The sequence below is a fragment of the Cupriavidus sp. GW823-FHT07A04 genome (genome assembly GCF_058794615.1).
On sequence record NZ_JBXAHA010000001.1, the window covers coordinates 654,017 to 666,485 of the forward strand.

The 12,469-nt window shown below is 58.8% G+C and carries 9 protein-coding genes and 1 pseudogene; 8 read left to right on the top strand and 2 right to left on the bottom strand.

What is annotated here, in order from left to right; translation table 11 throughout:
- Window positions 1–120 precede the first annotated feature (120 nt).
- Window positions 121–1,062, top strand: a complete 942-nt coding sequence (locus AC1Q7Q_RS03050; protein WP_492372811.1) for a LysR family transcriptional regulator — start codon at window positions 121–123, stop codon at window positions 1,060–1,062.
- Between the two features lie 599 nt (window positions 1,063–1,661).
- On the opposite strand, the pseudogene AC1Q7Q_RS03055 reads toward AC1Q7Q_RS03050, so the two are convergent.
- A pseudogene (locus AC1Q7Q_RS03055) lies at window positions 1,662–3,316 on the bottom strand (AMP-binding protein).
- Between the two features lie 245 nt (window positions 3,317–3,561).
- Here AC1Q7Q_RS03055 and AC1Q7Q_RS03060 point away from each other — a divergent pair.
- The 6 genes from AC1Q7Q_RS03060 to AC1Q7Q_RS03085 all read left to right on the top strand — a co-directional run bounded on the left by AC1Q7Q_RS03060 (window position 3,562) and on the right by AC1Q7Q_RS03085 (window position 10,034).
- Window positions 3,562–4,284 (top strand): nitroreductase, encoded by a 723-nt coding sequence (locus AC1Q7Q_RS03060; protein WP_492372812.1) that lies wholly within the window; start codon window positions 3,562–3,564, stop codon window positions 4,282–4,284.
- A 61-nt stretch (window positions 4,285–4,345) separates the two neighbouring features.
- Window positions 4,346–5,716 carry an MFS transporter gene (locus AC1Q7Q_RS03065; protein ID WP_492372813.1) on the top strand — a complete coding sequence of 457 codons (1,371 nt, stop codon included), beginning with the start codon at window positions 4,346–4,348 and terminating at the stop codon, window positions 5,714–5,716.
- A 25-nt stretch (window positions 5,717–5,741) separates the two neighbouring features.
- Window positions 5,742–6,500, top strand: coding sequence for an SDR family NAD(P)-dependent oxidoreductase (locus AC1Q7Q_RS03070; protein ID WP_416046960.1), 759 nt, complete (start codon window positions 5,742–5,744; stop codon window positions 6,498–6,500).
- A 22-nt stretch (window positions 6,501–6,522) separates the two neighbouring features.
- Window positions 6,523–7,719, top strand: a complete 1,197-nt coding sequence (locus tag AC1Q7Q_RS03075) for an acetyl-CoA C-acyltransferase (protein ID WP_492372814.1) — start codon at window positions 6,523–6,525, stop codon at window positions 7,717–7,719.
- 69 nt (window positions 7,720–7,788) lie between these two features.
- Window positions 7,789–8,016, top strand: a complete 228-nt coding sequence (locus tag AC1Q7Q_RS03080; protein ID WP_492372815.1) for an enoyl-CoA hydratase/isomerase family protein — start codon at window positions 7,789–7,791, stop codon at window positions 8,014–8,016.
- A 320-nt stretch (window positions 8,017–8,336) separates the two neighbouring features.
- The gene (locus AC1Q7Q_RS03085; RefSeq protein WP_492372816.1) at window positions 8,337–10,034 is read left to right on the top strand and encodes a tannase/feruloyl esterase family alpha/beta hydrolase; all 1,698 of its coding nucleotides are present in this window, start codon (window positions 8,337–8,339) and stop codon (window positions 10,032–10,034) included.
- 221 nt (window positions 10,035–10,255) lie between these two features.
- Here AC1Q7Q_RS03085 and AC1Q7Q_RS03090 read toward each other — a convergent pair whose 3' ends face one another.
- Entirely contained in the window at window positions 10,256–10,906 is a 651-nt protein-coding gene (locus AC1Q7Q_RS03090) for a TetR/AcrR family transcriptional regulator (RefSeq protein ID WP_400102049.1), read from the bottom strand.
- A gap of 345 nt (window positions 10,907–11,251) precedes the next feature.
- On the opposite strand from AC1Q7Q_RS03090, the gene AC1Q7Q_RS03095 reads away from it, so the two are divergent.
- Entirely contained in the window at window positions 11,252–12,049 is a 798-nt protein-coding gene (locus AC1Q7Q_RS03095; protein ID WP_492372817.1) for a Crp/Fnr family transcriptional regulator, read from the top strand.
- Window positions 12,050–12,469 lie beyond the last annotated feature (420 nt).

Here is a 12,469-nt window from a genome sequence, read left to right on the forward strand (position 1 = left end):
TACGGTGCCCGGTGCACGGCTCACCGTTTCGCATCGTGCAAAATGGCATCTTAGATTTCGTCATTAAAGAGAACTAGCGTGTAAAAATGGAAGGCTTTCATACCTAAAACGGGATAATCAATGCGCGATGGACTCGATCTGAATACGGTCCGTGTCTACACGGCAGTTGTTGATGAGCAGAGCTTTGCTGGCGCATCGCGTCTGTTGGCCATCCCCTCGTCCAACGTCAGCCGCCATGTCGCTGCGCTGGAGCGCAGACTCGGCGTGCGCCTGCTGGAGCGAAGCACCCGCCACCTGCGTATGACGGAAGCCGGTCGACTACTCTACGAACGCGCCAAGCCCTTGCTCGATACTCTGCTCTCTACGCAGGAAGAGCTTGGTGCGGTACAGCGCGAACTGCGTGGTCCTCTGAAAATGTGCATGCCCGGCGAAGCGCCAAGGCTGCTGGCTCCCATCCTCGCCGAATTCTGTAGCCTCCATCCAGGCATCGAGCTGGAATGCGATACCCGGATGACCGGACTGGAAGTGCTTCGAGAGGACGTTGACCTTTCCATCGTCTTCCACCGGGGCCATCAGGAGGACAGTGCCTTCATCACCCGCGAACTCGCCACACTGCCCAGTATCGTGGTTGCTGCCCCCTCCTTGCTGGCCAGGACCGGCATGCCATGCCACGTGCGCGAGCTGAAGTCTCTGCCCTGTATCACCACCCTCAGTGCGCTGAAGGGCCAGCCCTGGCAGTTTCAGGACGCAGCAGGCGAAATCGTCAAAGTGCCGGTACGCAGCCGCTACCGCGTCAACAGCGGGGAATTGGCCGTGGCAGGCGCACGCCAAGGCATCGGCTTCGCGATTGTGGCGGCCTATCCCTGCCAGGAAGACCTTGCTACGGGCCGATTGCAGGAGGTACCACTGGATCTGTGTCCCGCCCCCCTGCAATTGTTGGGGGCATACAGCCATCGCCATTCCGTGACTGCGCGTGTTCGGGCGCTGCTGGAATTGATACAGGTACGGTTGGCTGGATCGGCGAGCCTTCCCATGGACGCCCGATTGCGTGGGACGGTTTAGGATCGAAGTGGCGCGCCGGGCTCAAAGTGGAATTTCTCGGAGCGTAAGCAGTTGCTCGGCATGGCTTTTTCAACGTCCGCTTCTGGCCGTTCGTTGGTGGCTTGCACTGCCGGCAGGACTGCCTTCAGCGCTGTGGCCAATTCAGGTGCCCTTGCTTCATCTCTCAGGATCCTTGTCAGCCATGCCTCAAAGGTAGTCAATCTCGCTTGCTTCAGGTGTTGAGCTGCAAGGGCAAGCAACCCCTTGTGTCATAGATGGTCAGTAGGATACGCAAGTCCCCACATGCCAATGCGTCCTGAATCTTTTGAGTTGCTCCCGCGGCGAGGCCTGCGGCATCCAGGCTTGCGGTCTGAGCGCTGTACTCCGCAATTAGCTCGCCGACACTTTTGGGGCGGGAAAGGTTGATCTTTTTCAACGTCCGATCGATTCGACGGCGACAGAACCTCACGACGACCTCGGCGGCGGCTGCGGCGACTGCAAGGCGGCGAAGATAGCCGCCCTCAGTTTGGATATGGGTCCGAAATATGGTTTCCCCACATGCCCGACTCGGGCGACCAAGCTTGCCCTATGCGGCTCGGGATGGAGATTCTGCCAAGGACCTAAACGTTCGAAAGGTCCGTAATGGCTTCGCGGCTTCCCGCCAGTTCCCGCAATCTGAATTTCTGAATCTTGCCCGTTCCCGTCTTTGGAAGTACCCCGTAAATGACCCTCACCGGGCACTTGTAGTGGGCCAGGTGCTCACGACAGAAGCGGATGATGCAGCTTGGTCTGGGGCAGCGACGCCGGGCTTCAGTTCAATGAACGCGCAAGGTGACTCTCCCCACTTTGCGTCTGGTTGAGCGACTACAGCAGCGATCAGGACAGCCGGATGCCGATGGAGAACGTCTTCGACTTCCACCGAAGAAATGTTCTCACCACCAGAGATGATGACGTCCTTCGAACGGTCCGTAATCTGGATATAGCCGTCCGGATGCATCACAGCGACGTCGCCTGTGTGGAACCAGCCCCCATTGAATGCGCTGGCAGTGGCCTCGGGATTCTTGAGGTAGCCCTTCATCACGATGTTGCCGCGGAGCAAGAGCTCACCTTGAGTTTTGCCATCCCGGGGCACACGCTCGCAAGTGACTGGGTCAGCAACACAAAGGTCTTCCAAGCCGGAGGCCCGATTGCCCTGGCGAGCCATGAGGCGCGCTTTCTCATCCATCGGCTTATCGCTCCATGCCGGGTTGATGAAGCTGCTCACCGGGGTGCCGGATGCTTCCGTAATGCCGTAGACGTGTTCAACTTCGAACCCCATCTCGATCACTGACTTCAGCACTGCTGCAGGCGGCGGTGAGCCGGCCGTTCTAACTCGGACAGTACGCTTCAGTTGACAACGCTCAGCATCAGAAGAGTTGGCGAGCGATGCCAATACGATCGGTGCTGCGCAGAAGTGATCCACGTCATGCTGCTTGATGGCGCCAAAGATATTCGCTGCGGTCACCTTTCGCAGGCAGACGTGCGTGCCGGCAGCGGCGGTGATCGCCCACGCGAAGCACCAGCCATTTGCGTGGAACAGGGGAAGCGTCCACAGATACACCGGCCGACGGGGCATGCCCCAATCCGTGAGTTGGAGCATGCTCATAAGGTAAGCGCCCCGATGGCTTGGTACGACGCCCTTCGGGTCCGATGTGGTGCCGGATGTGTAGTTCAAGGCGATCGCGTCCCATTCCTCCTCCGGCCATACGCCCGGAAAGTCAGCGTCACCTTCAGCGAGGAAGGTTTCGTACTCCATTTCGCCGACCAGATCGCCGGTGGGTGCTTCGATGTCAGCGATGTCGATGACCAGTGGCTTGTTCTCAATCCGTTCGAGCGCTTTTGCAGCGAGCGAAGAGAACTCCCTGTCGACAAAGAGAACCTTGCATTCGCCGTGGCGCAGGATAAAGCGGACGCCTTCGGCATCCAGCCGGCAGTTGATCGCATTGAGCACTGCGCCCGATAACGGGATGCCGTGATGTGCCTCGACCATGGCGGGAGTGTTGGGCGCGAGAATCGAAACCGTATCTCCACGCTTGATGCCCCGCTTGACGAGCGCGCTCGCCAGGCGCAGGCAGCGTTCTCGTGTTTGCTTCCACGTTTGCCGCATCGAGCCGTGAATGATCGCGATGTGATCGGGATATTGGTCGGCGCACCGATCAAGGAAGTGGAGCGGTGTCAGCGGGAGGTGATTTGCAGGGGTACGGCCAAGCCCGCTCTGATAAATGTTTCCGGTCATAGCGATGTCTCCACGTCGGGTTATGAATGCACGGCCCTGAGGGGTTCCCCGTTCCTCAAGCCACATCCCAATCTAGCGTTGGTCCAACGGGGTGAATGTCACCCCTGAGACATTTCCATGCATCGAGTTCCGACCTTCAAAGAGGGAAACGATTGTCGGCTGCAAGACATTGGAGCTGAGAAACGCTCGCTAATCTGAATTCTAAGTGGACGCGAGGTCCGCATGACAGTTGAGCGAGGTAGTAGATGGAACGAGCTGGACCGCCACCGGATGAACTTTCATCGATCCGTTCGGCTGTGGAATGGGCAATTGCTACGCGACGTAGCGTTCGCGCCTATCTTCTGAAGCCTGTCCCACACGAGACCATCAAGGCAATTCTTGATGTGTCGCGCTATGCGGCGACGGGAGTGAACATTCAACCCTGGAAGGTACACGTGGTCATGGGCGACGCCCGAGACCGGGTCTGCGCCGCAATCGCCAAAGTCGACAACGATCCCGAGTTGGCGGATGCGCATGCCGATGAATGGGACTACTACCCAGAAGAGTGGGTGTCGCCCTATATCGACAGGCGTCGTGACATCGGATGGAAGCTCTATGGCCTTCTTGGCATCGAGAAGGGTGACAAGCAGAGGATGCACGCGCAGCACGGCAGGAACTACCAGTTCTTCGATGCACCAGTCGGGCTGTTCTTCACGATCGACCGCGTGATGCAGCGCGGCAGTCTCCTCGACTACGGGATGTTCCTGCAGAACATCATGGTTGTCGCGCGTGCCTACGGTCTGAGCACCTGCCCTCAGGCCGCCTTCATGAAGTACCACAAGATCATCGAGCAAGAGCTTGGCTTGCCGCCAGAAGACATGTTCCTGGTGGGCATGAGCTTGGGCTACGCCGACGAGAGTCGCATTGAGAACTCGCTCGTCTCTGAAAGGGCGCCTTCTTCCACCTTTACGGTTTATCACGTCACCTAGCTTTACCCGCAGATGGACCAATAGCACCACCAACGATATCCATTCTCAAATGGAGGAGACCATGAGTAACGAAGTTGATGTTCAAAGGATCACACAGAACGCGAGATTCTCGCGCTTCCATGGCTTGATCCTGTTCTGGTGTGCCCTGATTCTCGTGCTCGACGGATACGACTTGGCCGTTGTGGGCGCGGCATTACCGTCCATCATGAAACAGATGGGGGTGGATGCAGCAAAGGCCGGATTCATGGCGAGCTCGGCCCTGTTCGGCATGATGCTTGGGGCGATTTACCTCGGCACGCTGGCCGACAAGATCGGCCGGCCTGTGTCGATTTCCGTATGCATCGCGCTGTTCAGTTTCTTCACAGCCGCGGCCGGACTGACGCACGATCCGTTGAGCTTCAGCATTACCCGGTTCTTCGCAGGTCTCGGGATTGGCGGCGTGCTTCCCATCGTGACTGCTCAGATGGGTGAATATGCTCCGCGCAAGATCCGAGCCCGTCTCGTCACCCTGGTGTTCGCTGGGTACTCGATCGGCGGCATCCTTGTGGCGCTCACCGGCAAGCAACTGATTGAAGCCTATGGCTGGCAGTCCGTGTTCTTCATCGCTGGCACGCCCATTCTGATCATTCCCTTCGTCTTGCTGACCATGCCTGATTCGCTGGCGTTTCTGGTGCAGCGAAACCGTGCCGAGAAGCTCGTACAACTGATCAGGAAGATCGCGCCGGAGGTTCAAGTCAGTAGCCAAGACCGGTTCGTCATGCCCCAAGAGGCGATGGTGACCAAAGCCCCGGTGGCCAAGCTGTTTCGGGACGGACGTGGATTCAGCACAGTCATGATCTGGGTCGCCTTCTTCATGGGGCTGTTCATGGTGTACTCGTTGAGTTCGTGGCTCACAAAGTTGATGGCCATGTCGGGCTATAGCCTTGGGTCCGCACTTACCTTTGTGTTGGTCTTCAACATTGGTGCCATGGTCGGTGCCGTGGGTGGTGGTTGGCTGGGCGACAAGTACAACATCAAATATGTACTGGTGGCCTTCTACGCGACCGGTGCAGTGTCGCTGGCGTTGATGGGTTACACGAAATCGACTGAGCTGCTCTTCCTTGTCGTGTTCGTCGTCGGTGCCTCCACCCTTGGAACACAGCTCCTGGCGTACGCATACGCCGGTGAGTTTTACCCCGCTTCGATTCGCTCGACCGGTGTGGGCTTTGCCTCCGGTATCGGCCGCCTCGGAGCGATCGCCGCACCCGTGCTGATCGGCATGCTGGTGGCGATGCGACTGCCTCTGGAGCAGAACTTCTTGGCGATTGGCCTTGCCGGCGTATTGGGCACCGTCGCGGTCATGATGATCGACCATCGCCGCAGCGCGGCCAACACACATGGCGCGCAAGCGCTTCCCTCACACTCCGACATCCCTTGGTCGGCAAGCAGTTGACCCATCACCCTCAGGAAATCATCCGATGCAGATCAGTAACAACGTATTCGTCGTAACCGGCGGCGGCTCTGGACTGGGAGCCGCAACTGCCCGATTGCTCTCTGAGCAAGGGGGCAAGGTGGTGATCGTTGACCTCGATCTGGAGGCCGCCGAAGCGATGGCTGAGGAACTCCGCTGCGCGTCTGTCTGTGCCGACGTGACGAGCGAAGAGGGAGCAAAAGACGTATTCAAAGCAGCAACCGCGCTGGGAACATTGCGCGGCCTGGTGAACTGCGCCGGTATCGCGCCCGCGGAGAAGGTAGTAGGCAAGCAGGGGCCGCACGCAATGAGCTCGTTCTTGCGCACCCTCAACATCAACCTGGGCGGCACGTTCAATATGGTTCGGCTGGCCGCCGAAATCATGCAACAGGAGCCACCCGACGACGATGGCGAGCGCGGTGTGATCATCAACACTGCGTCGGTTGCTGCGTTCGACGGCCAGATTGGGCAGGCCGCCTACGCCGCCTCGAAGGGCGGTGTGGTTGCGATGACCTTGCCGCTCGCGCGGGAGTTGGCCAGGTCCGGAATTCGGGTCGTGACGATTGCTCCAGGGATCATGGAAACCCCGATGCTGCTCAAGATGCCAGCCGATGTGCAAGAGGCGCTGGGTCGGTCCGTTCCGTTTCCTTCGCGCTTGGGTAAGGCGACGGAGTTCGCTGGTCTGGTCGAGCACGTGCTTGGCAATGGCTACTTGAATGGCGAGGTCATCCGGCTCGATGGCGCCATCCGGATGGCGGCAAAGTAAATCACCAGAACGGAGACCGAACATGAGTACAAACGATCCAGTCGTCATTCTGTCCGCCGCACGCACGCCGATCGGTGGCTTCCAAGGAGATCTCGCAAGCCTGACAGCCCCGGAACTGGGCGGGTTCGCTATTCGCGCAGCTGTCGAGCGCGCGCGTATCGATGCTGGCGCGATCCAGGAACTGCTGATGGGTTGTGTTCTCCCGGCCGGCGTTGGTCAGGCTCCTGCGCGGCAGGCCTGCCTGAACGCCGGCCTTGCTGAATCAGTGACGTGTACGACGATCAGCAAGGTGTGCGGATCCGGCATGAAAGCCGTGATGCTGGCGCATGATTCGATCGCCGCTGCTACCAACGACGTGATGGTTGCTGGGGGCATGGAGTCGATGACGAACGCCCCCTATCTGCTGCCCAAAGCGCGCAAAGGGTATCGGCTCGGCCACGGGCAGTTGCTGGACCACATGTTCTTCGATGGATTGGAAGACCACTATCGAGACGACACACGCGGCCGGCTGATGGGTACGTTCGCCGAGGACTGTGCCGAGCGCTATGGCTTCTCGCGCGAAGCCCAGGACGAATGGGCCATTCTCTCGACCCAGCGTGCGAAGGCGGCGATCGAACGCGGTGATTTCGCATGGGAAACGACGCCGATCACGGTCCAAGGTCGGACAGGGGAGGTCACGCTGCGGAGCGATGAGCAGCCGCCAAAGGTCAACCTTGAGAAGATCCGCTCGTTGAAGCCGGCCTTCAAAAAAGGGGGGACGGTGACGCCGGCGAACTCAAGCTCGATTTCGGACGGCGCTGCTGCGTTGGTGCTGGCGCGGGAATCGACTGCCAGGAAGCTGGGTGTACAGCCGCTCGCCCGAATCGTTGGCCACGCGACGCATGCACAAGCGCCCGCGGACTTCACCACTGCTCCGGTGGGGGCCATCCAGAAGTTGCTTGGTCAGACCGGTTGGTCGACCGCAGATGTCGATTTGTGGGAAATCAACGAGGCGTTCGCTGTAGTCACGATGGCGGCGATTCATGACCTGCGCTTGGACCCTGAGACGGTCAACGTTCATGGTGGAGCGTGCGCTCTTGGGCATCCCATCGGTGCGTCTGGCGCACGGATCCTTGTGACACTTCTTGGCGCCCTCAGGGAGGCGGAAAAGAAGCGTGGCGTGGCAAGCCTTTGCATCGGTGGCGGTGAGGCAACCGCGGTGGCGGTCGAGTTGTTGTAAGGAAAGGCCACCTGCCTCGCATTCGACGCGAGGCAGGTGGCGTCGTGAAGTTGTTGGCCGGAGCCAAATGTGAGTGAAGTGGTTTTGCGAAAGGCGATCGACCGCGTCGGTCTGATTCAGATCAACAGCCCCGAAGCGCTGAATGCGCTCAATGACGATGTCATGAATGGAGTCGGGGCCGCTGTTGATGCGTACGAGCGGGACGACAACATCGGATGCATCGTCCTGACCGGCAAGGGATGTCCGCCTTCCTGTCGAAACGGCAACCAGCGTTCAAGCACCGCTGACAGCGGGTAAATGCTTAAGGTGTCGAGACCACAGAGCGGGTGGCATTCCAGAACGAAAACGACTGCCAGCTTTAACAAAGTTTTCTGTACATCAAGGAGTGGCCCAACCTGAATTTGGCAGGGCTACTCCAACATCTTCGACTGAATACGGCTCGAAGTTTCCAATCGTCTTGCGCAAGACAATCCTGAGCAGGCCCGATCGGTATGGTCGTCATCGGGGTGCTTCGCCGCCATGCTCGTCAGTGACGACGCACCTCGCAGGACTATTTACTTGAACGAAAGCGACTCGTGGACAACTAGAAGTCCCGGCGTCTGCTAGGAGACAACGTCATGAAGTTCACCAAAGTCAGGCCGCAATGGCTTGCACCCACTGTGGCAACGCTATCGGCCTTGCTCGTCGTTGGTTGTGGAGGAGGCAGCGACTCTGTCGTAGCCGATGCCACGCCCCAGTTGACGCCAGCGCAGCAGTGCGCGGCGCTTCAAGGTTCAGCCGTACCAGCCTCCGCGATTGGTTTGCCAACGACTGGCGCCACGATCGCGTCGGCGACGCTCATTGCTGCCACGGCGTCGGGCAATACAAATGGCGAGTTCTGCAAGGTCTTGGGGGGGATTCATCCCGTGGACCCGGCCGCGCCGGACATCAAGTTCGAAGTTGATTTGCCGTCCACTTGGAACGGGAAATCTGTTCACTTCGGTGGCGGTGGGCTTGACGGGTCTGTCCCGGACACAACAGGCTTCACAAAAACCGGCTTCACATCCTATGGCGAACCGAAGGGGGTTCTGACTCCGCTGGCGCGCGGATATGTGACGCTTGGCAGCGATAGCGGGCATGAAGGAAGCTTTGGGGATGGCCGGTTCGCTCAGAACGATGAGGCGTTGGCGAACTATGCCGGCGACCACATCAAGAAAACGCATGATGTCGCTCTGTTTTTAACCAAGCAGCGCTACGGGGCAACGTTCGCGCATAGCTACTACATTGGTGGCTCTGGCGGCGGTCGCCAGGCGCTTATCGCTGCGCAGAAGTACGCGTCAGACTACGATGGCATCATTTCGACGTATCCCGCGTCCGGGATCATGGGGCTGGCCTACCAAATGGGGCGCATCTCTCAGGCGTTACTTGCCCCAGGCGGCTTCATCAACGCAAACAAGGCCGCTATGCTCAAGAAGGCTGTGATGTCGGCCTGTGACAGTCTGGACGGCGCGACAGACGGCCTGATCAGCAATCCGGGGCTTTGTACGTTCGATCCGGCGACTGTGCGATGCCCAGGGGGCGCCGACACGGGCGACACTTGCCTGTCTGACGTTCAGATCAGTACTGTCAATACCATGGCCACGCCGCTGAAGACAAATTTTGATTTCGCAAACGGTATTCACAGCATTCCTGGTTACAACATCCTCGCAGGCACCGATTTCTGGAGTGGCTTCTTGTTACCGTTGGGGGACTCTCCAGCAGACGCCGTACTGGACCCAGGGACAAATGCAACCGCACAATGGTCGTTCTTCTATGCCTTCCCGAATAGCCTCGTGCGATACGCTATTGCAAGGGATCCCTCGCTCGATTTGATGTCCTTCAACTTCACGGATCCAGGGCCGCTTACCGCTAGAACGCAGACGGTAAGTCAAATGATGGACTCCACGACTGTCAACCTCGACAACTTCAAGAACCGAGGTGGGAAGGTGATCCTTCAGCACGGGCAATCCGACCAGTTCATTCCGGCTCAAATGTCGATTGACTACTACAACCGATTGCTGGCGAACTATGGGCAGAATGCGCTGTCGTCATTCCTCAAGTTCTATCTGGTTCCCGGTGCCGCACATGGCACGGGCGGGCAGTTTGAGGCGGCATATGATGGGCTGACTGCTTTGGATAACTGGGTCACGAAAGGCACGGCTCCGCAGAATCTCGTCGTTACCGACTTGAACCCGCCCACCGCGGGGCGCACGCGGCCTCTGTGTGAGTACCCCCAGTGGCCAAAGCACGTCAGCGGGGACGTGAACGCCGCATCAAGCTATACGTGCTCCAATTGATCCACTGCCTGTGACAACATTGTCACAGGCGGATCAAGTCACTTCACAACTTCAGTCCTCTTGTGCTGCCGGCCGAAAACACGAGGCCGGCAGCACATCCGCTAAGCGCAAGAGGCTTGTAGAGGTAGTCGGCGCGACAGAAATCCTTGCGGAAGGCGAGCTCGGGGGGGGAGATCGTCCTCCGCTAGCCGGTAGAGACGGTCGATTCCTGAAGGAAGCGACTATACAGTCGGAATCCTATAGGCGGGCGCCTGTAAGCCTGAAACCCCTCGCAGACAAAAGGTGATGATGGCCGAGCCGTGGGCGGCTGCCTGGACAGCATCGGCTGTAGCGTTGTTGGTGAGCGGTGCCACCAGGCCTTCGAAAAGGCAGCCGACTATGCAGTCTGCCGATGCGGCGGCATCCTGTGCAGGGAACTCGCCATTCGCCATACCCTGCTCAATGATCGTCTTGAATACCCTGGCCAGTGCTCGGTGATAAGTGAGCCGGGCAGCCTCGACATCTGGCTCAACAGGTTCAGCGACTAGGGCGTAGGCTAAGCGTCGGCCTCGCAAAGCGCGACTCGCGAACGTCCATGCGGCCGCACCAAGACGTTCTAGTGCGGTCCCATCACGCATGGCGATACCAGCTACGACGTCGACTTCCCGTTGCGCCGTCGTTTTCACGAGTTCGACCAACAACTCGGTCTTGGACGGAAAGTAGCGGTACAACGTGCCGATCGCGATGCCTGCAGCCTCGGCAATCAACGACATCTGGGCTTCTCGGAACCCAGATTCCGCCACCAAATCTCGTGCGGCTTGGAGGATCAACGGATGTTTGTCGGCACCCCGCCGGCGAATCCGAATGCGCGGAGGGCTATGTGGAATTTCCATTTCAGTTATGCCTGCTTTTCGACGAGAAATTGTGCAGTACACCGCTCACCTTTAGGGTGGCCATTATAGCGCCCTCCGTACAAACACCTAGCCGCGCTTCCCTTGACAGTATCCCTTTCGGGCCATAGTCTAAAGCGAATCCAGATTTCACTTAACAGAACGTCGAATCCCACTTGATCCCGACAGCTTCCCAGGTCGGAGGTCTGCCAAGGATCTGGAAGACTGGACTTCTGCACAGCGCTTGCCACATGCCAGCGGTATCAAGTCGGCGACGGGTGCTCAGCGCAAACAGGTGATCATGCAACTGCGCAATACTGGCTCCAAATGATGAACCACGTGAATGGCATGCAAGCCAAGCGACCGGAAGCGATGCGAGTTTCGCCCGTCGCCCTCTCGAAATCCAGCAGCTTGGTCGACTCCACCTTGCAGAATCGCAATGATGGTTTTTGCAAGCCTGGCCATCTAAGTCTGGAGGCGTTTCTTTTGCAGGCGCCCTGGTGCTCGAATCTGACCTCTGAGCAGAAGACTCGAGTTATGCGTGATAGCTTTGACCGATCCTACGATGCTGGTGCCGTTGCGTGCCATCGAGGGGATCCTGCCGACCACTGGCTTGCGGTGATGGAAGGGATCGTGAAGGTCGATACCGCCTCGAGAGAGGGGCGGGTTATCACATTTGCGGGCGTTCCTGCCGGCTCGTGGTTCGGTGAGGGTGTTGTGCTGAAAGACGAGCCACGGCCCTATTCTGTTGTTGCGATCCGGGATAGTCGCCTAGCATTCGTACCCAAGTCGACATTCCTTTGGCTCCTTGAGCAGAGCCACTCGTTCAGCAGATACGTGATCGACCAACTCAACGCTCGATGTGGCTACTACGTTGGACTGGTGCACAACCTTCGGCTGCATGAAGCATCTGCGCGGGTGGCATTCTGTTTGGCAGAGCTTTTCAATCAGCAGCTCTATCCAGCCACGGACAAGACGTTGGGCTTCTCCCAGGAGGAAATTGGGAGGCTTTGCGGGCTTTCAAGGCAGAACACGAATCGGGCCATCCGCGAACTGGAAGATGCAGGGTTAGTGGTTGCTGAGTATGGGTCAATTCAGATACTGGATTTGGCGGCATTGCGTAGATTCGCACACTCCGGGGATTGAAGAGGCGCAGCTGTAATCGGGTCCGCACGCTGATGCGCGAGGCGGATTTGCGCGCGCGATGGAAGACGTCCAACGCAAAGTCCTTGTGGCCGCAGCGCATGCTCATGCCACCGACAACGATCGGTCGACGCCCGCCCACAAAGGGCACATTCGGATCGACGGGTCACTGCAGCCCCTACTGGAGGAGCTCCTTCGAGCGGAAGGCGTATCCGGGTACCGCTCTGGCAGCAGCCAGAATCCCGGCTCGGGCGCCCAAAGCGCCTCCATGGCCGGGCTTGGCCGGATGCAGGACGCGCCCCAGGCATGAGGGGTTGCGGCTCCAGTCGGGTGGGCGGCAGCGGCAGGGCAAGACCAAGGTCTGCGGGCTCGGTCTCAATGCGGAGAAGCCATAGTGCACGGTAGTTCAGCCTATTTCGGTTT